Below are 19,968 nucleotides of genomic sequence, written 5' to 3'. Positions count from 1 at the left end.
GAAAGTTAACGCTATTTGCCATCTTTTCGCCAGGCGTCGGCAGTCAGCGCTTCGCCAAAATGGCCGGCGATCAGCCGCTTGGTCAGATCATGCAGAGGTGAGGCCAGTACATCAGCAGTGCTTCCGCGCTCAACCACTTCGCCCTCATGCATCACCAGCACCTGATCGCTGATGTGCTTCATCATCCCCAGATGCTGAGTTACGTAGATGTAGGATATTCCCTGTTTTTCCTGTAGTTCCAGCATCAGGTTGATTAGCTGCGAGCGCATTGACATATCCAACGAGGCCAGCGCCTCATCGCAGATAATCACTTTCGGACGCAGGATCAAGGCACGAGCAAGACCCAGGCGTTGTTTTTGCCCCGGCGCCAGCATATGCGGATAGTAGCTGACGTGGTCAGGTAGCAGACCCACCATGCGCATCGTCTCGATAATCTGCTTTTCCCGGGCTTCTGGTTCAAGATCGGTATTGAGGCGCAGCGGGAAATCGAGGATCTGCGAAATACGCTGACGCGGGTTAAGCGAGGTCGAGGGATCCTGAAAAATCATACGAATACGCTGGCTGCGGAATGAGTAGTCGCCAAACTCCAGCGGATGGTCGTCAATCAACAGTTCACCGGTGGTTGGCTCAACCATCCCGGCCAGCATTTTGGCCAGCGTTGATTTACCGGAGCCGTTTTCACCAATAATTGCCAGCGTCTGACGCTCGCGCAGGGTAAAGCTCAGCGGCTTCACCGCCTCTACCGTCTGACGGTGGAACCAGCCGGTACGATAGCGAAAGGTCTTACTCAGATTGCGAACTTCCAGCAATGTTTCGACCATTTCACTCTTTCTCCATGTTCAGCGGGAAATGACAGGCGTACAGATGATTACGCGCGCCGGTCAAACGCGGCGTGACGATACACTCGCGTTGCGCATAGGGACAGCGCGGCCCCAGCCGACAGCCGATCGGCAGTTGTTCCAACAGCGGAATGGCGCCGGGCAGGGTATTCAGCCTGCTTTTATGCGGCATTGAGCTGCCGAAGTCCGGGATCGCGCGAATCAGCGCCTGCGTGTAGGGGTGATGAGGAATGGTCACCAGCTCTTCGCTCGGCGCGGTTTCCACCGTCTGCCCGCAATACATGACGTTAATTTTATCCGCCCATTTGCTGAGCATTTGCATATCGTGACTGATCAGCAAAATAGTGGTGTTGTTGTTCTGGTTGAGCCGGGTCAGCAGGCGAATAATCTGCGCCTGAGTAGTCGGTTCCATGGCATTAGTGGGTTCATCAGCAATCAGCAAGCGCGGCTGGTTGGCAAGCGCGATGGCGATCATGACCTTCTGACATTCGCCGTCGGTCAGCTCGTAGGGGAAGCTGCGCATAATATCTTTGTGATCTTTAATTCCCACCCGGTGCAGCAGTTCAATAGCGCGGCGCTTACGCCAGCCAAAGCGTTGCCACCAGTGGCCTTTAAAGGTCCAGCCGGGGATATTTTGCATCAACTGCAGCCCAATACGCTCGGAAGGATCAAGACAGGATTGCGGCTCCTGGAAGATCATCGATACGTTGTGGCCAATCAGTTTTCGGCGCTCGCGGTTAGAGAGGCGCAGCAGATCGATATCATCAAAACGCATACGGTCGGCGGTGACCCGCCAGTTATCTTTGGTGACGCCGCAAATCGCCTTGGCGATTAAGCTTTTGCCGGAACCTGATTCACCGACAAGACCACGGACTTCACCTTCAGCCAGCGTCAGGCTGACCCTATCGACGGCCTTTACCCAGCCCTCGTTGGTTTTAAACTCAATGGTGAGATTACGAATATCCAGTAACGGCATTATTGAACCCCGGCAATAATTGCGCGGCGAATACCGTCGCCCAGCAGATTGATGAGCAGTACGCTTATCATTATGGCCGCTCCCGGTAGCATGACCGTCCAGGGGGCGACGTAAATCAGCTCCAGCGCGTCGCCGAGCATGGCGCCCCATTCCGGAGAGGGTAGCTGAGCGCCGAGGTCGAGAAAACCGAGCGCGGCAATGTCGAGGATCGCCATCGACAGCGCGCGGGTAATTTCGGTGACCAGCCCGGCGGTAATATTAGGCAGAACCGCAAACCAGAGAATATTGAGCGTGGAAGCGCCGTCGAGGCGGGCGGCAATCACGTACTCTTTTTCCAGTTCATCGTGCACCATGCTGTAGACCGAACGCACCATGCGCGGCAGCAGCGCCAGCCAGACGGCAAACATCGCATGGCTCAGATGCGGCCCGGCAAAAGCGACGACGATAATCGCCAGCAGCAGCGACGGAATCGATAGCAGGGTGTCGAGAATATGGTTCATTACCGCTGAACGTAAACCATGGGTGGAACCAGCAATCACGCCAAGCACCAGGCCGAACAGCGCGGCGCCGAGCGTGACCACAAAGGCACCGCCGACGGTCGGCGCCGCGCCGCTGAGTAGTCGACTTAGCACATCGCGACCAAGATCGTCGGTGCCGAGGAAGAACGACACTTCGCCGTAGCGCGACCATGAAGGCGGCAGCAGCTGGTAGCCGAGGAACTGCTGATCGATGCCATAAGGCGCGAACCAGCCGCCGAATACGCATAGCAGCACCAGTGCGCCGCAGCCGTATAAACCAATCATCGCGGTGGTATCGCCGTAGAATTTACGCCATACGGTGCGCAATGCGCCGGGCGGGCGCTTTTCGAGATAGACGCTATCGTAGGGCATATGAATCCGTTTTAAGTTTGTTAGTCATGCTTAATTTCTTTTCAAGAATCCCGCTATTATCAACGCCTTGCCAGTATGTAACGCTTTATTTTTGTGTGTTCTTCATAGATTTGAAGGTTATCAATTTACGCATAATGTGTACACTGATGTGTATATCTTCTTCCGGAGTGTACACATTGCTTACCGACACAAAATTAAGAAAAGCTCTTGGCAAAAAAAGAGACCAAATCGAGGTCATTTCAGACGCACATGGTCTGAATGTCAGGTTGTCTACATCCGGCAGTATAACATTCTTTTACCGCTACAGATGGAACGGGAAAGCCGCTCAACTAACGATTGGTGATTATCCAACCACCTCATTAGCTCATGCGCGAGAACGTAGGCAGCAGTTCAGGGCTTGGCTAGCGGAAGGGCTTGATCCTAGACGGCAAGTAGTACTCGAGAAACAGAAAAAAGTAGAAGCGCTTACAGTGAAAGAAGCATTCGATTACTGGGAGAAGTACTACTGCATCCCTGAAGGTCTGGTAAAAATCAAAGTTAACCGCCGCGACTTCAATAATCATATAGCCCCAGTGCTCGGAAATATGATTGTAGATCAGACAACTAAAGCTCACTGGCTAAATCTTTTTGACGGTATGGGGCGAAGAGTGGTTACAGGGCAAATGCTCGGTTTGATGCAGCGCACATTTCGTTTCTGTTCCAACCGTGGGGTAATTAACGTGAACCCTATTGAAAGCCTTAGACGATCAGATGTAGGGCTCACAGCAGCTGTAAAAGATCGCAGGTTAAGTGATGATGAAATCATTACAGTTTGGAATGCCCTGCCTGAGATGAAATATAGGCAGCAATTGATAATGAAGTTTCTCATTATGACTGGCTGTCGAAGTACAGAGATCAGAACAGCAAAATGGGAATGGTTTGATTTCAAGGAACAAACATGGACTATCCCGGCAAGTGACTATAAAACTGGGAAGTCGGTGAGAAGGGCGCTTCCTGAGGCTGTAATACAGATGATGGTAGCTGAAAAAGAAACATCAGTTTCAAAACATGTTGTGACGTTGTCACGATACAGGGGGCCAGAAGATGACAGGCCGCCACTTCAACCAAACGTGGCTCTGTTCTCTGCGCAGATAATTGCAAAAACAGGGATGAAACCTTGGTCGCTTCATGATTTGAGAAGAACAGTGGCGACGCGCCTTTCTGAATTAGGTGCGCCACCACATGTTGTGGAAAAACTACTAGGGCATCATATGTCTGGAGTCATGGCGCGGTATAACCTCCACGATTATTTGGATGATCAGCGTCATTGGCTTGCTGTTTGGCAACGTCATCTTGAGAAGTTGATTGGCCAGCCTCTGGTTTGATACCCATGTTGTCTTCCCAAGCAAGAAGGTCTGACAAACGCCATCTTTTAGGACTGCCATTTATTTTTGGCTTCGGAAACGGCTGAGAAAAGTACGATGGCATCCGGGATGGTGTGCTCCAGAAATACAGTGTGCTGCGCGAAATTTTGTATCTGGACAGAATGTCACTGGTTATCAATATTTCATCTTGGAAATGAGATGCGTTATTCATAAAAGCCCCTTAGTTACATTGTCCAGGAAGATGCTGCAGCCTACGGGCGCAGCTCATGGCCGTCGCCACATAACTGCATTTTCTGTTTACAACTTCTACAGTGATCTTTGAGCCTTGAACCACCACCGTATAAGTTCTCTTCGTTTTCTGTCGCCCGTAGGCGCCATAAAGCTCAACATGTTTTGCCAGTGCGGCATCACAAGCCTGGCGGCCCAGCGGTGATTGCTTGCTTCGGTTTATCAGTCGCATATCCACCTCACACAAATACATCAACTGGATCGCCAGCTGCGCGCGCGTTGTCGTTCGCCTCCCGACGGAGGCCGAGAACATAGCCAACGGGATCCCAACTGGACAGAATTGCATTGAGCTCTTTCTGGCTGTGCCAGGTTGTCAGGCGTTTTTTAAGCTCGGTGGCGCAGGCGCGCAAGTTCTCCCGAGTAGGGCCGGCCATCTTCATGCACAAGCACAAAGTCAGAAGCAGATCCGAATATTCGTCGGCGGCCGCGCGCAATGCCGCAGGGTCGATGCTGGCTTCCAGCTCAGGTAATCGATGTTTAAGACTCATGCTGCACCGCCTTTGACGCGGGAGATGGTGTTATCAGCCTTCTGCACTTCCGGATGCTCGTCATAATCCGGAAGATAGCGGCGAGCGACAGCAGCTAGGGAAACCAGCGCCGCCAGAAGCTCGTCGCGCTGCCCGGCGACTTTCGCATGCTCAAGCGCTGCGTTTTCCAGCAGGGCCTTGTGCTTCTTGTAAGCCTCATATGCGTGCCAGGACTGGCCTTTGCTCACGCTGGTGGTAATGTCCGCTACCTGTTCAGGCGTCAGCGTGGTCAGTGGTTGCGCAGGGTAAATCAGAACCTGCCCGGCGTCCCAGTCGAATCCAGCCTGAATTGACTCTACTTCAACGGATGGCGACGCGCCGATGCTGCCAGGCGAGAGTATGAAGATGGTGATCTCCGGGTCGCGACGCTGCGTAGTTGGGTTTGACCAGATGCGGGCTACCAGCTCAGTGAATTTGGAGAATTTCATTCCGCGCTCAGTCATTCCAGGCCTCCAGTTCGTTCTCTATTTCGTCGTCGATTTCGTCGTTGGTGGCTTCTTCATTCAGGTAGTCGCGCGCTTCTTTGAGATAATGCTCTCGACGCCCGTCGTACCATGCTGAGAACTCTGGCGACCAGCAATTCCTGTCACCCACATGAGCGAAAAAATCGTGCATTGCGTTGTTGTAGGCCAAGTTTTCAACCATGCAATACGCCGTAGTCAGTGCCGCCTCACGGATGTAACCGCGGAGATCGCGCTTGTGCCAGTAGGGGCTATATTTCGAATCGCAGCGCCCTTTGAATTCAACTTTCCAGCGGCGTATGCATCGTGCGTTAAGTGATTTGCTCATATCGTTATCGGGAGGGCTAACCCTCCCGCCTCCCTTAGCCCAGGTATTCCGGTTTCATGTCGTCCAGGGTGATACGGAACTGGTCATACAGTTCATCACCGAGGTGGCGGCGCGATGAGGTCAGGGTGCCTTCTGCCTTCGCGAATAACGCTTCGGCTTCCGGATCCCCTGGGTTAGGAAGTGAATTTATGGCAGCCTCAACCTTGTTCTTCGCATCAACAAGGTAGTAGCGCTTCACCGCCTTATTCTTCAGCTCGGTATAAAGAGCAGTACCCAGCAGAGCTTTCTGTGATTCGATGTCTGCGCGAATGGCTTTGGCCTGATCCACTGAGTCAGCTGTATCAATTCGGTCGCGGAGTCCATCGGCAACTGCGTCGACGTTAGATGCAGACTCTTGCGTGCTGGTGGAAGCGCCAACGGAGTTTGTTATCTCATTCAGCGTGACTTTTTCTGTTTGCGCTGGGTTGATAACCTTTTCTTCGCGTTCGTCAATTTCGTCGGCGGTATATACCCCGAGGATTACATCTGGACAATACAGCCTCGCCCAACGTTTAACGGCAAGATAGGCCAACTGCTGGCGTGGGTCGCTCGCCCACAGTGTAGAATTGCGTACTTGTGCCTGAGAAAGCATCAGCACAAGCTCACGAGGTTCTGATTCTCCTTTGAGCGTTGCCCAGGCGCGGACGCCCACGCCAGCTTCATCTTTCAAATCCCAGCCCGGCGCGATGTAGTCGTTACCTTTGCCGCTGGTTTTTTTAATGAAGCGGCCAACGATATTTTCCCATGCACCAAACCATTCAAAATGGATCCGGTCTTTGGTTGGGGCCATGGTGTTAATTACCGCATTCACCAGTTGTGCCTCATAGCCAAGCACACCTGAGTTACCCACGATGAAGGTTTTCTGTGCCACTGCAAACGGATCCATACCCCAACGCGCTGCTTGCATCACTACAGCCATGCACGCATCTGGTTTACCGCGGTAATGTTCAGGGACGAAATTTCCACTGTTGGCCATTACTTCAGAAAGCGTGCGCAGGCGGTTGAACAATTCACCATTCGTCAGAATAGAAACGTTGTCGATCTTCTGGGTCTGGTTTTCAGTAGTTGCGACTAAATTGGACATTGTTATTCCCCTTATGCCTGTACGCGCAGCGCTTCGAGACGGCGCACATCAAAATCGTTAAGTTCTTCGGCGTAGTCTTCAGTGATTGGCGCCGGCCATTCGCCAGTGTCGAAACCGTTCGCGATGGCGCGCATTGCTTTGCGGTATTCCAGCATGCCGAGTTCCAGTAGTTCTTCTGATGCCTCGATAATGGCGATCCAGTGGTAGTTCTCGTCTTTGTTGACGAAAATCCAGAAGAACTGATCCAGAGCCGCGGTTTCGCAGTACATGGCTGCGCTGAGGTGGTAATCGCGCTCAATGATTTCCCTGTGCAACTTCGCGCGCAGCCCTTCCTGCTTGATGTTCCACATGCTGATGGTCTTCAGGTCCGCACCAATGCGCAGGCCGCTCATGTCTATCTCAAGGTCAGGGCGTACGCGAACTTCCAGCCCGGTTTCCTCATCAATACCGAAATAGCTCACCTCAACGGCGCGGCTCGGATGCTGGAGCAGCTTGCCGGCGGTGGGGTGATTCAAAAGTGCTTTCTGAATGTCCAGCGCAGTGCTCATCTGCTGGCGGGTAACCAGTATTTTTCCTTCCGGGTTTTCGCGCCATGCATCCAGCAGTTCGTCGGCAAACACGGCATCCGGTTTAACCGATTTCACAGCCTGAATCAGATCCGCTTTAGTGCCTGATACTTTCAGCGGCTGCGCCTTCTGGGCCTCCTGAGCTACCATGTCAGGGTTGATAATCGCCAGTTGTTCTAACAGGGCATCCCGGCTGCCGCTGGTTCTCACTAGGGCGGGCAGAGTGGCGTTATATTCTTTGATGCATGCCTTCATTTTGGCCGCGGTAACTTTCTGACCATCTTCGACGCGCTGAAATTCAGCGGGTAAGGCCATGTAGTTTTCACCTGTTTGGGTAACGTCATCACCCAAAGGAACCGGTTGAGGCAGTGTGGCGTTGTGTGCCTCCAGCAACGCCTTGATGTTGTCAGCACTCAACAGCGACGGAAGCCCGGCGTTGTACTCGTCGATAAACGCGCGGATCGTCGCAGTCGTGGTGAAGGCGCCTTCAGGGATTTCCGGCTCGATGCTGAATTCTTTTTCCAGCTGTTCAGGCTGCAGCGCCAGCGCATGCACCAAATTGCCCATATCCAGAACAGGAGATCGCGTTTTTTCAATGACTTTCGAGACGTGACGCTTTTCGAAATACATCAGAGATATACGGGCATCTTTAACCTGAGTAGAACTGATGCCGTTCGCCGCGTGGTAAATCTCGTTCGGAACACTTTCATATCGACCGGGCTCGAAGAATTCAGGCCATTTTGTTGCTTCAGGCTCTGGCTCATGCTCTTCTTCTGCAGTTGCTGATTGCTGGTCCTTCAATACTGCCGCGGTAAGGTCAGGGCAGCGCTCAGCAAGAATGTCGCGCATGTTCACGGCATCTGCTTGCGGAGCAGTTGCATCAGTGCCTTCGCTTGCTGATACCGCATTATCATTTTCGTCTTCGACTGGCTGAGCCGTTTCCATCTGCACATCGCTAGTGGTTTCCCCGGAATTAGCTGGATGTAATTTTTCTTCTGCAGCGCGCTGGCGCGCCTGGTCCACAATAGAAAGTGCTGAAGCTGGTGCTGGCTGGCTATCCATCAGACCATCAATCGAAAAAACACCATTGCCCATGTTTGAAACTACAGGCTGTTTGGGTTTAGTCAGGTCTTCCGTTACCCAGTTCGGTGCATCCGGATCGCTTACCCCTTCGATATATTCACCGCGCTCAGCTGCGAGAATCTTATCCACGGCAGACCGTTCTTTTTGGGCTTCCTCCACCAGTTGAGCGCCAACAACCTGATATTCGGTTGAGAGGTTTTCCAGCTCCGGTTTGTTTTCCTCGCCATCAATAGCTTTCTTCACGGTGTTAAGAACAACGGCGGCAGATGAGACATGCCCTGCTTTCTCAAGCGTTTCAGCAGAGGGCGTTTCATGCTTATGCTCTGTCAGGTTCGCATTGATATAGGTCTGCAGACTTACCGGGAAATGATGAATATCGCTGGTGGCGTCACGAATGAGGGCAAAAATGGCAGCGCGTGAATAATCCAGGATGCCTGCGGTTTTACGCAGCGCAGCAGACCATTCTTTGAATGGGCTTTCTTTTTTCTGGACGATTTCTTTAGCCCGGCGATGAATGGATGCCGGGAAATTGTAGATATCGAAATCCATCGGCATTGTGGCCAGCGCAATCTCAACATCAAGCGTATCTAGCGTATGTGTGTAGTCAGGATTGCGATCGGTTTTATTACCGCCGCCAGCATTCGTTCCTGCATCAGTTTTCATAACCGAAGAAATGCAGTTACCGGCAGCCCATTCCCTGGTGAGAATGCCGCGGTCGATCGCGTTCGTGGCGAACCACAGTTTTGCAAACTGGATACGTTTACCGAGCTCATGCCGTTTCCCTTCCGGGAAGACTTTTTTATTGGCGCTGGTGAATTTCCAGAGCGCCGGCATATCGTATTTTTTGATTTCAGGGATATTCTCGGCGGCCAGAATCAGATCCTGGACGGCTGCGTTATCAGTGTCCATTTCAAGAACTGACAGCTCCTGCCGGTGAGGCATGCTGATATGATAAACGTGACGTTCTTCGGCCATGTACTGCGCCAGCAGCTGAGCGCGAAAGGGGAGTTCTGCCACGTTAAATAGCGCGCTCGAATCGTCCTGGTATTCATCGCTACCGAAAGTTTCCACGGTCTCACCTTGTGCCGCGTCACCAGTAGTATTGGCATCAACCAGCTCGCCACTAACGGGCTCAGCAGATACTCCGGCATCATCGATGTGATGATCCGCAGGCGCCTGACCTGGCTTCAGAGCCCAGGTGCGGCCATCGTTGCCGAGCTGGTAGCGTTCGCACCATGAGTAATCGAGAACACCTTCCGCCGGCAGGTCATTGAATACCGGGAAATCGGTACGAATTGGTTTTTGATAGTCTTTGCCGCGGCCTGTTTCGATCCCAGCGTCTTCCAGATCGACGTCGAGCTGCAGTAGGGCGCGAGCTTCTGATTTATTAGTGCGCCAGATTACGGCATCAGCTTTACCCGATTTTTGAGTCGCTTTTATCAGATAAAAATATTCCATGTGATAGCCTCTATTTTGGATGTAGAATCCCCCGGGCCATTGGTAGCGCCCATTCAGGGTGGTCATTGGTTATTGGTAATTTCCGGTGGAACTTTGGTCGGTGTCACCGGACGTACAGCCCGCTTCGGCGGGTTTACGTTAGCTCTCGTGCGCCATCTGGTCGTAAGAGGCGCAGCGTTCAGAGCAGTACTCTTTTTCTTTCCGTGCGAGCTGGTTTCCCTGGAGATATAACAGGGTGCTTACTACTGGTTTTCCCTCGATTGCTTTACGGCAGTAACCGCATTTCTTCTGCATTCCTCCCCCTACATTTGCACCGTGAACCCGGCTGGATGCTCGTCCAGTACACCTTTCAGCGGATAACATTCAGCTTTCACGTGTTGCTCTTCTGCAGCTGCCTTGCAGTCATTCTCAGTGTCGTAAACCCCGAGCAGGACATCCTGATTACCGCCCGTCAGCATGCTGACGGTGAGAACCAGGGCAAACATCGTGCTCATGAAGGGTCTCCTTTTTGCGCGAGCATGTAGCACACCCGGCGGATGAAAGCTGACAGCGGACTTAAACGAACAGCCTGCTGACGAGCGGGTTTGCGTGCGAAATCAATCATAGAAATAACTCCCTCAGTGCGCTGATAAGCGCTATCCAGATGAAGAGTCCAATTACTGCCGAAATGACCAGGGCTCTGATGCCGCGCTTGCTCATTTCAACCTCTGCCTTGTCGCCGGCCAGCGGAACGTTTAAACCTACTGCGCGTTGATCTCTCCACCTCATCCGGTGTTTCGTATGCCGCCGGCAGCTACTTCGTGGGCTCCATGCCTGGGTGGTTTTTTTCGATGGAATAATTAAACACAATGTTTACTCAGTAGTCAACTAAATGAGTTGTTTTAAGTAAACAAAAAGTTTACACGCAATTGATTTAAGAGGTGGGTTGACTGTTTTTAATGCTGTTATTGGTTTAAAAATCATCAGCCAGAATGGTTGTGGAGCGAGATGAGTTGGATAGAGTTCGAGCTTTCATCGCTGACAGGATTGGATGTACTCAACTGCGCACCTTAGACAACGTCATTCCAAGGGAGCGCCAAAGGATGTATAGGAAAGGGAATCAGAGGGGATGGTATACTTATATTGGCTACGCCTGTGGTGAATCCATGTTCTGCTTGTAGTCATGAACGGTTGTTACATGATTGCTAGTAAAAAGCACGGCTTAAAGAGGAAGAATGATCGCAACGATGTTGAGGTTTACAACATTTGCATTAAAATACATGAAGCATAATTCTATGAATAATATGGGTTTTACAATTACAAGACTTTTATAATGTCCAATATATTGAATAGGTAATCTGCAAAGCTAGAGGTGTGCACACGGTTTCTCTCACCATAGAGAAACCATTCCGCCACCATGCGGAAGGCGAAAGGCCCCGAACAAAACTACTATTCGGGGATTTTATTCAGAGAGGTTTCTTAATATCACCATTTATAAGCAAATCGTAGGCTAAGAACAATTTCCTATAAACAGTCTTTAAGTTTTCATTATCACATGATATAAATTGTAAAAATATATCTTCTTTTACATAGACAGATAATTCACGCACATCTATGTGTCTAATATTTTTTATAACGACAACTGGTTCTTTTCGCTTGCTAAATCCTGCGTTTTTTATCTCTGTAATTGTGGTAAAGATTCGTTCTGCATTTGCTTTATCTAATGTTATAGAGTTAATTATATTATCCAAGTTACCATGACGCTCGATTCTTTGATTAAGTCGAGTTAATGCTTTTTGCTGCAAATTTAAATCACGGAAGTTGCAACTGGATATAATCTTTGAAAACGGTAATCTTATTGTATTTTTTGCATCAATGATAAACTCAATTGCTAACTTGTTGGATATTTCATTTTTCTCAAACAAATAGTCCTCTAGATAATTAAGTTCTTTTATTTGAGTGAAAACGTATTTTTTATCACCTAAAGCTACAACCAGGTTTTTTCCCTGTTTAACGCTTTCTTCAAGTTTATCTAAGTCTGATGGAGATACTAGTAATGTGTCGAGATTGCCTTTTTCGCCTTCATTAACAATAAGTGTCTTAATTGCTCTCTGATATCGTAAAACATCATAAGGAGATAATCCTTCATCAACAGTGCTTATCTCATCATAAATCTGTTTGTAATTGTCTGTTTCAACAGAGGTGTAAGTAACCTGAAGTTGCTGATCAGTGATTTGCTTTATGATTACTTGCTCTTCATTTGATTTGTGTTGAATAAGAATTATTCTTTCAGCTGATTTCCTTCCATCTTCTTTTGGTAATTGTGATGAAAAGTCTGACAATAGTTTTTTCACATTTCTATCTGTTAACGAATACCCTATAAAGAGAATTGGATTTTTAATCATATTCGATAGTATTTTTGCACTTATGAGAATTGCACTATCATCATATTTCTCATAGTCCTCAGCGCTAATTACAATTGATTTCGGTTCCTTGATATCTCCATGTATCTTGTATAACTCACACCATCCGATGGTGTCTTCGAAGAAACCATTATTTCCAATATATAGTTTAGGGGTGACGCCTTGATCATTAAGCAGATGCTCTATAAAGGCATCATAATTAGTAGTAATGATCATTTTTGCTTTTTTTAATAGTGCTTTGAAAGAGTTTAATTCATCTAGGTCTACATCATCCTTAAGCGTAGGAGAAGAGAACCGTTGACATATTGAGTATTTGAAAGGTGAAATGTTTTCACTAAACACACGTTTTGCGTCTAGCCCTTCAAGTTTAATTGCGTTGCCAGTAAAAAGCTTGTTAAAGTCATTCTCTATTTTAGTTGCTGCTTCGGTGTATATTTTATGATCTAAATCAGAATCATCGCCAATGCTGGCTCGAAATTTCTCTTTTATTGTCAGAAGATAATTATAGAAATCTATTTCAGGATTTATTTTTTGCCAATACTCATTTAGTAAATCTTCCCAAGTAGGGTAATTTTTTAGATATCTTTTAGATATACCTGAACCAATGAATACGATAGGGTAGCTTTTGAATTCAAAAAGTTGGTTTGGCATATCAAAATCCTTCTAGTTAAACGAAGCATATTGTGTGTTTTATATCAGTTAAGACAAACATACCGTATTTATAGGGTTGAAAAGTAAAAATAACCGTCTTGCCTATATGTTTGTATCATGCTGCCGAACAACCAAAATACCTCATCAGCCCACTATTGAGTACGAATGCTGTCTATACCTCTGAGGCGGTTACTCAGCATCACCCTTAATCCGCCGCCCCATGTACTTGGCGTACAGCTCATCGAGCTCATTCAGCCGAAGAGATATGATCCGCTGCATGTTCTGTTGTTCTTCTTCGTTTGGCAGTTGGTTGTAAAGTTCAAGCAACCTTCGCTCGTCAGGTCTCAATCCGTCTTTAGAGCCCACATCTTGGCCTAAAACCCATTCAAGGCTGACGCCAAGCGCATCCGCGAGCTTTATCGCAGAGCTTTTTCCTATTGCGCCCCGCACAAACCAGTTGTTAACAGACTGCGCGCTCACACCACAGATCCTCGCGATATCAGCTTTTGATATGCGCTTCTTCTCAATGATTTCGTTAAGCCGCTGAACCTGCGGGTTATCTGCTTGGTGCGTATTTTTTCTCATATATCACGATTTTAAACTAAATGTTTACGCTCACAACATTCATAAAGTTGACATTGAAATAAACATAATGTTTAATTTGATTCGTAAACTATAAGGAGTCACTTATGAATGCATTAGAGAAAGCCATAAAAAATGCCGGTAACGCAACAAAGCTTGCTGAAAAATTGGACGTCTCATCAATGACAATTAGTCATTGGAAAAAACGTTGTCGGGGGCTTGTGCCTCAGGGACGCATTTCCTCTATTTTTCAGGCTACAGGCATTACACCTCACGAACTTCGCCCTGATCTTTATCCAAATCCAACAGACGGCCTACCGAAAGAGGAAGGCTGACCATGCAAATACTCTCCTTTCAACAAAATACCGGATTCAAGACCGGCACTTTGATAAAGCGAAATCAGCTGAGAGAGTCAGATCACGACGCTATTCGCTCCGCCGTTCGCGCCTGGGCTGCAGCTGAAGGGCAGGATGTTGTGTCGGCACACATCATCGATGAGTGGCGACAGCAGGGCGGCGAGGAGATCGCGTTTCCTGATGATATCAGCCGTGCCCGCCAGAAGCTTTTTCGCTACCTGGACAACCCGGCCGAGTCTGAGCGCTATCGCGAGTATGTTCGCCTTCTTACACCGGCGATCATGGCCGTTCTTCCGCTGGAATACCGCCACCGCCTATTGCCCGAAGAGAGTTTTATGTCCCGACTGGCTCGTCTGGAGAAAGAAACCAGCGAAGCGAAGGTTGCCGTTGCTATGGGGGCACCACGCCATCAGAAGCTGAAAGAGCTGAGTGAGGGCATTGTCGAGATGTTCCGGGTTGACCCAGAGCTAACGGGGCCGCTAATGGCAATCGTCACCTCAATGCTCGGCACGTTGTAGCTGGAGGTTTACGTGAACCATATCGAATTCATTGAGAAAAACGTCCGCGAAGAGCTTATCCGGCAGGGATTTACCCAGTCAGTGGCTCAGGGGGGCATTTCAGGCTGTCGATATGTACAAGCGCATGTCACAGGCCAGTCGTAAGGGAGGCATTTTTGATGATGTTATGCGCCACGCCAGGCTGTGGGCTGAGAAGCAAACCAGCGCTGCAGAAAAGCGAGAAGCAAAGAAATCAATCCGTAAGGGGAATAGCCAGGTTGGGTTGTTCTGAGTGGGTGAAGACTGTTGTGCGCCAACACAGCCAGTCTTCGGGATGTGAAAAAAGGGCTCTTAGTTCACGGAGTGAGTATGTCAAATACCGCTGAAGTTATCAATTTTCCGATTAAAACCGAGCGTTCGGGAGGTCAAATGGCCGACCTGGCTAACGGGTATACCAAGATCGCAAACGAGATACAGAAGCTCAAGCCACGTCTGCGGATGTCTGGTCGTGAGTGGCAGTGTCTTGAGGCTGTTATCTGGCTTACCTATGGATGGAACAAGAAGCAGGACCGAGTAACAAACACGGTGATTGCTGAGCTTACAGACCTCGGAGAGTCGCATATTTCCGACACAATCAAATCTCTCGCGGAGCGGAAAATTATCTTCGCTCATAAGCAGGGAGTGATGAAAATTGTCGGTATAAATACTGAGCTATCTGAGTGGATTTTAGACAAGCCGAAAACGGGAAAACTCTTCCCGGAATCGGGAAAAGTGTTACCGAAAACGGGAAAACTCTTCCCGGAAACGGGAGACACCCAATACAAGAACAAGAACAATAGTAAAAGATCTTCTTCGTCTCGGAATTCTAAAGAATCCCGAAACGAGGAAACTTTGAAGTTTCTCTCTCGTCATCCAGAAGCGTCCGATGGGATTTATACCCCTGCGGGAAAATCCTGGGGAACAGCTGACGACCTCAAAGCCGCGCGATGGATTTTCGATAAAGCCCTCACCGTGAATGCCTCACTCTCAGAACCGAACTGGGTTGAATGGGCAAACACCATCCGTCTGATGCGCATGCAGGACAAGCGCAGCCATTACGAAATCTGCGAATTGTTCAAGTGGGCCAACGAAGACAGCTTCTGGCAGAACAACATTCTGAGCCCCACCAGCCTGCGAAAACAGTGGGATAAGCTCACGACTAAACGTCAGCGCAACCCAAACCCACAACACGCGAAATCCTGTGCAGCTGCGCTGGACAATACCGACTGGATCAAGGGGGTACTTGAATGAAATCTCTCGCAGAAAGCATGCATAACTTTGACCGGAAGAACTTCCAGCGTATCGCAGCCGGCATGTCTGAAATGCAGGATGCGCATAGCTTTGCACATCAGGCGACAAAAACGGCTGAGATATTCAACGAGCTGTTTCGCCAGCTGCTCGCCGTATTCCCGGCACTGGCCAGCAAGTCTGCAGAAGACCTCAACGAGATGCGCCGGCAATGGCTTCTTGCGTTCAAAGAGAACGGGATCACCACCATGGAGCAGATTAACGCCGGAATGCGTGTTGCCCGCAAACAGGAAAAACCGTTCATGCCGTCGCCGGGACAATTCGTCGCCTGGTGCCGTTCAGTACAGGCTGTTTCTGCTGGACTGCCAGATGCGAATGAACTGGTTGATATGGTCTACCAGTATTGCCGAACTCGCGGACAGTACCCCGACGCAGAGTCATATCCTTGGCCTGAGCACAAAGTCATCCCGGCCACGCTGAAGCACAAAGCCTGCTACTGGATGGTCACGGGACTGTACACCGATATGCGCGCAAATGGCCTCAGCGATTCAGAACTGCGTCGTAAAGCATCGGATGAACTGTTGCGTATGGTTCGTCGCTTGAACGCCGGAGAAACGCTTCCAGAACCGGTTAAGCAGATCCCAAAACTCGGCGGACGTCCGTTAAGCAACGAGCAGGGGTTAAACAAAATTGCTGAGATTCGCGCGAAGTTCGGTTTGGGAAGAGGGCGGAATCATGGCTAGAGCATTTTCAACTGCTGAGCGCCGGGAGTATGTCCGCGCAGTGATTCGTCTCACGAAACATAAGGGGCGACTGACGACCAGCGAAGCAATGAAAAAACTGGGGTTAAGCCGCGATACCGTTCTGAAGTATTTCCGTGATGCGGAAGCCACTGGCGAAGTTGTTCGGCATGGCCGATCCGGTTTATTCCGCGATCAGCGCGCCATCATCGATTTTGACATGAAACGATTTGGTCTGGTGCCGAAAGCAGTTGTTGGGATGAATTACAGCCTGCTTGGCAGTCCTGTTTTTCAGCGAGTTTTAGATGTTCAGGAGGCTATTCATGGCTAAGAATTCTATCGATGTATACGGTGCCAGCGGCAAAACAAACGTGCTCAACTTCGAGCCTGAAAACCTGCACCTGGTCACCGATAAGGCCCACCCACTTTACGATGAGCGTATTCACCTTCCTATCAGCGAGGCAATGGTGCTGAACATCATGGACCAGGGAGTACTGGAACCAATCATTGTCTGGAAAGACCCTGAGAGCGGGTTGTCCTGTGTGGTTGATGGTCGCCAGCGTGTGCGCCATACACTGGAAGCCAACAAGCGTCTGTCGAATGAGGGCAAAGAACCGTTACAGGTTCCGGCAGTCACTAAACGTGGCTCTGCTATCCGCATGGCGCAGGCGATGGTAAGCGCTAACGAAATCCGCCAGGCAGATACGCCGCTGGGCCGCGCAAAAAAAATGGCTGATGCGCTGGAACGTGGACACGATGAACAAGACCTCTCTCAGATGTTTGGCTGTAGCGTCCAGACCGTACGCGCAACGCTGTCACTGCTGGATGCTACTCAGGCTGTTCGCGATGCAGTGGAGTCTGGAACTGTCACCGTTACTCAGGCGCGTCAGCTGGTATCGCTTAAACCAGAAGAGCAGCGGGAGAAGGTCGCTCAAATCGAAGCGGCAACTGCTGGCACAACCGGCCATGAAAAAGCCCGGCGTCAGCGCGCTGTGCTTGGCGAAACTAAGTCACGTCTCAAATCACGCAAAGAAATCACAAAAGCCCTCGAAGGTGCCAGCGGTGAATACGCGGCGGCTCTGCGCTGGGTGCTTGGGGAGGCTGTATGACAATCGTAAAAACCCATACCGGCACCGTGATCACCAAAGACGGTCCGAAGGTAAAAAAACTGCACCAGACAGAGCGGATGTGGGTCGTCGGCAAAAACGAGTTTTACCACAAAGAAACCGGGCGCCGTCACTTTGCAGAAAATACGCGCCGCCGGTTGTTGTTGGAAACGATTGAGGCGATAGGTGGTTCACATGACTGAACACGTCGAAAAATACACAAACAAGGCTATAGAAATCATTGCCGACTATATCCAGCGCACTAACAAGAAAAACGAGCAGTTGCAGGAAGCGAAGGTGCGCTTGGATAAAAAAATCGCTCTGTTCGCAGACGATGAGAACTGCAACACAAACAGGCTGATGGCCGTATTTTTACCAGCAATGACCAGCCATACCCGAGATGGCTTTTTCGAAGAGATAGCCAGAGCCTTAGATAGGCTAGAGTCGGTGTGAAACAAACCACCGTATGGGGGGGAGGATGTTATAAACTATCAAGGAATGGTCGTCATGATACTCAACCTTTCCCTTCTAAATCCCAGCTAGTACAAGGCGTAGTTTAATACTAATTGAAATATTACAATGCCGTTCAGAGAGTCGCATACTGCGAAAGTCCATAATCGATACAGGTATTGAACGGAGAAGAATTGATGACTGACAACGTTCTGACTGATGAAGAATTGAATGCTATCATCGCAAAATTACAAGCACACTATGCAACAATGTCTGAATTTGGCTTGAAGAAAAAACCGAAGAGGCTAGTCAGTTACTAAGGGGGTTATGTGAATTGAGGCAGCACAGACTATTGGCTTTGCTGTGATCATTTGTATAGCGTAATAAGAGAGCATCAGTTTCCCTGCTATGAAGATGAGTATTTCTTAGGTTCAGGGCTCTTTCAAAGTTAGCAAATGCTCTTTTTTGCTGTATATTAATATAAAAACGGAAGTAAGTGAGCGAATTTTTATAACTCGATAGCATATGGAGATAGTGATGAAGAAAAAGATTGGAAACATATTACCTGTATTGCTGGCAGCGGTATTCATCGCCTCATGTAGCGTTCATGCTAAAAACAGAGAACTCAGTTTCAGTGCAGGGGATGAAACCTTCACATTGAAAAAAGATTGTATTGATGATGTTTCATTTAAAGATGCATCCTCTCCCAGCGTTTTTATAAAAGTCAAAAAGAGTGAAGTCTGCTCTCAAAAATTCGACAAGCTTATCTCTGATAATATAGGAAAAAATCTAGTCGTCACTTTCAATAGTCAGGCTCTCCTGAATGCTAAAATTGCATCACAGATAAAAACAGAAGACGGATTTAATCTTTCCGTACCTAATAAAGATACGGCTCATAGTATTTATGGGGTTTATGAATAACATAAATGGGCACCTTGTAAAAGGCGCCCTGTATTTACTAGTTAATATTGAATGCTAATATTTTGCCCGATCGTATGGCTCTTAAAACGAATACGATCAGTTCCTGCACCATTATTATCTGTTACTTGATATGAACCAGGGCCTAAAGTATTAATCGTAACCATACCATTTGTGCCGGCATACTCAATTTGTATAGAAAAAGTTGATGGAGCTTCAGACACAGTATCAAAATTGATTGTATATACGTCAACACCAACATGCGAAGCTAAATCAACCCATGGACCCCAAGTGAGCGGAGGTGCCCATGCTTGTGTGGAGGCGCCATGATTCTGACCACCGGGTGTTCCACGAGCTTTAGAACGATTAGCGAAAGCAAATAATTGATGAAAACTATCGAAACTGATGGATAAACCATCGGTAAGAATTAAGCGCGGCTGTTGATTATGATACTTTTTCGCTAAAACAGTAATACGTTCTTCAACCTGCCCGATGGGGATATAGTTCGTTACTAATCGATATCCATTGGCAGGTGTACCATTTTCCACTACGACTTTGGTGTCAACTGGTAATGAATCAACGTCTGGTCTGATTTCACTTTTCTTCCTTTCAGAGATATCTACTGGCCACCCGTCTGGGGTAATAGCGACTGGGAAATTGACTCCTCCTTTAATGTGACCAGTCACAGGTACGTGTGGGGCATTCGAACCACCTGGAATAGATAAGTCTTGTCCAAAACTGGGTGATGCAGTGCCTTTTACAACCATGGTTTCATCAGCCATGATAATTCCTCTTTGACGTTTAAAGTTGTAAATAAAATACTGTATAAATAACCAGTATTTCTACTGTATTGTTGTTGATAATCATTGTCAACAAGTCTGGAGTTTTTTTTAGGTTGGAACAGTCATTAGCCTGTTATGCGCATCATTCAGACATTTGACCTTAAGGTTGAACAATATTATTTTTGAGTGTACTGTTTGTATATGGGTCTTCCCTTGTTGTGGTGGCTGAAGGCATGATAATGGTGTATTTAATCGCCAGAGGTCACCGCCATGGACGAAAAGTCCCTCTACGCT

Annotated in this window: 25 protein-coding genes; 11 read left to right on the top strand and 14 right to left on the bottom strand. The window is 48.7% G+C overall.

Features of this window, described 5'->3' with window-relative positions; all coding sequences use genetic code 11:
- Positions 1-11: 11 nt before the first annotated feature.
- From sapF to sapC, 3 genes are read right to left on the bottom strand one after another with little or no spacing between them, the layout of a single operon-like run.
- Positions 12-821 carry a peptide ABC transporter ATP-binding protein SapF gene (sapF, locus tag PGQ95_RS10975; RefSeq protein WP_047044986.1) on the bottom strand — a complete coding sequence of 270 codons (810 nt, stop codon included), beginning with the start codon at positions 819-821 and terminating at the stop codon, positions 12-14.
- A 1-nt stretch (position 822) separates the two neighbouring features.
- Positions 823-1,815 carry a putrescine export ABC transporter ATP-binding protein SapD gene (gene sapD / locus PGQ95_RS10970; protein WP_015366243.1) on the bottom strand — a complete coding sequence of 331 codons (993 nt, stop codon included), beginning with the start codon at positions 1,813-1,815 and terminating at the stop codon, positions 823-825.
- Positions 1,815-2,705, bottom strand: a complete 891-nt coding sequence (gene sapC / locus PGQ95_RS10965) for a putrescine export ABC transporter permease SapC (protein WP_015366244.1) — start codon at positions 2,703-2,705, stop codon at positions 1,815-1,817. The genes sapD and sapC overlap by 1 nt, the downstream gene beginning before the upstream one ends.
- Positions 2,706-2,851: 146 nt before the next feature.
- Between sapC and PGQ95_RS10960 the strand changes: the two genes are divergently transcribed.
- Positions 2,852-4,069 (top strand): tyrosine-type recombinase/integrase, encoded by a 1,218-nt coding sequence (locus PGQ95_RS10960; protein ID WP_047053504.1) that lies wholly within the window; start codon positions 2,852-2,854, stop codon positions 4,067-4,069.
- A gap of 220 nt (positions 4,070-4,289) precedes the next feature.
- Here the strand turns inward: PGQ95_RS10960 and PGQ95_RS10955 are convergent, their stop codons facing one another.
- The 10 genes from PGQ95_RS10955 to PGQ95_RS10910 all read right to left on the bottom strand — a co-directional run bounded on the left by PGQ95_RS10955 (position 4,290) and on the right by PGQ95_RS10910 (position 13,541).
- The gene (locus PGQ95_RS10955) at positions 4,290-4,529 is read right to left on the bottom strand and encodes a DUF4060 family protein (RefSeq protein ID WP_072056188.1); all 240 of its coding nucleotides are present in this window, start codon (positions 4,527-4,529) and stop codon (positions 4,290-4,292) included.
- Positions 4,530-4,536: 7 nt separating this feature from the next.
- Complete coding sequence (locus tag PGQ95_RS10950; RefSeq protein WP_047053502.1) at positions 4,537-4,845, bottom strand: hypothetical protein; 309 nt, start codon at positions 4,843-4,845, stop codon at positions 4,537-4,539.
- On the bottom strand, positions 4,842-5,312 hold the full coding sequence (locus PGQ95_RS10945) for a hypothetical protein (RefSeq protein WP_080956931.1): 471 nt from the start codon (positions 5,310-5,312) through the stop codon (positions 4,842-4,844). The genes PGQ95_RS10950 and PGQ95_RS10945 overlap by 4 nt, the downstream gene beginning before the upstream one ends.
- Before the next feature lie 7 nt (positions 5,313-5,319).
- On the bottom strand, positions 5,320-5,673 hold the full coding sequence (locus PGQ95_RS10940; protein ID WP_047053500.1) for a hypothetical protein: 354 nt from the start codon (positions 5,671-5,673) through the stop codon (positions 5,320-5,322).
- Positions 5,674-5,707: 34 nt separating this feature from the next.
- Positions 5,708-6,796, bottom strand: coding sequence for a RecT family recombinase (locus tag PGQ95_RS10935; protein WP_224108402.1), 1,089 nt, complete (start codon positions 6,794-6,796; stop codon positions 5,708-5,710).
- 11 nt (positions 6,797-6,807) lie between these two features.
- A complete protein-coding gene (locus tag PGQ95_RS10930; RefSeq protein ID WP_430918070.1) occupies positions 6,808-9,903 on the bottom strand; it encodes a RecE family exodeoxyribonuclease in 3,096 nt (1,031 codons plus the stop codon).
- Positions 9,904-10,041: 138 nt separating this feature from the next.
- On the bottom strand, positions 10,042-10,197 hold the full coding sequence (locus tag PGQ95_RS10925) for a YdaE family protein (RefSeq protein ID WP_012967861.1): 156 nt from the start codon (positions 10,195-10,197) through the stop codon (positions 10,042-10,044).
- Positions 10,198-10,205: 8 nt separating this feature from the next.
- The gene (locus PGQ95_RS10920) at positions 10,206-10,397 is read right to left on the bottom strand and encodes a YebW family protein (RefSeq protein ID WP_004179600.1); all 192 of its coding nucleotides are present in this window, start codon (positions 10,395-10,397) and stop codon (positions 10,206-10,208) included.
- Between the two features lie 951 nt (positions 10,398-11,348).
- Positions 11,349-12,956 (bottom strand): SIR2 family protein, encoded by a 1,608-nt coding sequence (locus PGQ95_RS10915; RefSeq protein WP_224108404.1) that lies wholly within the window; start codon positions 12,954-12,956, stop codon positions 11,349-11,351.
- 189 nt (positions 12,957-13,145) lie between these two features.
- Positions 13,146-13,541, bottom strand: a complete 396-nt coding sequence (locus tag PGQ95_RS10910; protein ID WP_224108405.1) for a helix-turn-helix domain-containing protein — start codon at positions 13,539-13,541, stop codon at positions 13,146-13,148.
- A 104-nt stretch (positions 13,542-13,645) separates the two neighbouring features.
- Here PGQ95_RS10910 and PGQ95_RS10905 point away from each other — a divergent pair, with 104 nt between their 5' ends.
- From PGQ95_RS10905 to PGQ95_RS10860, 10 genes are all read left to right on the top strand, one after another.
- Entirely contained in the window at positions 13,646-13,873 is a 228-nt protein-coding gene (locus PGQ95_RS10905) for a transcriptional regulator (protein ID WP_224108406.1), read from the top strand.
- Between the two features lie 2 nt (positions 13,874-13,875).
- Entirely contained in the window at positions 13,876-14,412 is a 537-nt protein-coding gene (locus PGQ95_RS10900) for a toxin YdaT domain-containing protein (RefSeq protein ID WP_113373668.1), read from the top strand.
- Positions 14,413-14,760: 348 nt separating this feature from the next.
- Positions 14,761-15,681 carry a replication protein gene (locus PGQ95_RS10895; protein WP_048228860.1) on the top strand — a complete coding sequence of 307 codons (921 nt, stop codon included), beginning with the start codon at positions 14,761-14,763 and terminating at the stop codon, positions 15,679-15,681.
- Positions 15,678-16,421 (top strand): replication protein P, encoded by a 744-nt coding sequence (locus PGQ95_RS10890; RefSeq protein ID WP_224108407.1) that lies wholly within the window; start codon positions 15,678-15,680, stop codon positions 16,419-16,421. Before PGQ95_RS10895 ends, PGQ95_RS10890 begins: the two co-directional genes overlap by 4 nt.
- Positions 16,414-16,749 (top strand): DUF977 family protein, encoded by a 336-nt coding sequence (locus PGQ95_RS10885; protein WP_048228858.1) that lies wholly within the window; start codon positions 16,414-16,416, stop codon positions 16,747-16,749. The genes PGQ95_RS10890 and PGQ95_RS10885 overlap by 8 nt, the downstream gene beginning before the upstream one ends.
- Complete coding sequence (locus PGQ95_RS10880) at positions 16,742-17,527, top strand: ParB/RepB/Spo0J family partition protein (RefSeq protein ID WP_048228857.1); 786 nt, start codon at positions 16,742-16,744, stop codon at positions 17,525-17,527. The genes PGQ95_RS10885 and PGQ95_RS10880 overlap by 8 nt, the downstream gene beginning before the upstream one ends.
- Positions 17,524-17,727: a hypothetical protein gene (locus PGQ95_RS10875; RefSeq protein ID WP_020804603.1), complete on the top strand. Its 204-nt coding sequence runs from the start codon at positions 17,524-17,526 to the stop codon at positions 17,725-17,727. Before PGQ95_RS10880 ends, PGQ95_RS10875 begins: the two co-directional genes overlap by 4 nt.
- Positions 17,720-17,977, top strand: coding sequence for a hypothetical protein (locus tag PGQ95_RS10870; RefSeq protein WP_048228856.1), 258 nt, complete (start codon positions 17,720-17,722; stop codon positions 17,975-17,977). The genes PGQ95_RS10875 and PGQ95_RS10870 overlap by 8 nt, the downstream gene beginning before the upstream one ends.
- Before the next feature lie 194 nt (positions 17,978-18,171).
- A complete protein-coding gene (locus tag PGQ95_RS10865) occupies positions 18,172-18,294 on the top strand; it encodes a hypothetical protein (RefSeq protein ID WP_263432338.1) in 123 nt (40 codons plus the stop codon).
- 217 nt (positions 18,295-18,511) lie between these two features.
- Positions 18,512-18,895: a hypothetical protein gene (locus PGQ95_RS10860; protein WP_048228855.1), complete on the top strand. Its 384-nt coding sequence runs from the start codon at positions 18,512-18,514 to the stop codon at positions 18,893-18,895.
- Positions 18,896-18,936: 41 nt separating this feature from the next.
- Here the strand turns inward: PGQ95_RS10860 and PGQ95_RS10855 are convergent, their stop codons facing one another.
- On the bottom strand, positions 18,937-19,674 hold the full coding sequence (locus tag PGQ95_RS10855; RefSeq protein ID WP_080968052.1) for a colicin Z C-terminal domain-related protein: 738 nt from the start codon (positions 19,672-19,674) through the stop codon (positions 18,937-18,939).
- Positions 19,675-19,968: the final 294 nt, after the last annotated feature.

It is taken from the genome of Klebsiella sp. 141240 (assembly GCF_050600805.1).
Lineage (GTDB): Bacteria > Pseudomonadota > Gammaproteobacteria > Enterobacterales > Enterobacteriaceae > Klebsiella > Klebsiella aerogenes.
The sequence above is the reverse complement of the archived record's forward strand: the minus strand, read 5'-3'. Positions and strand labels throughout refer to the sequence as shown.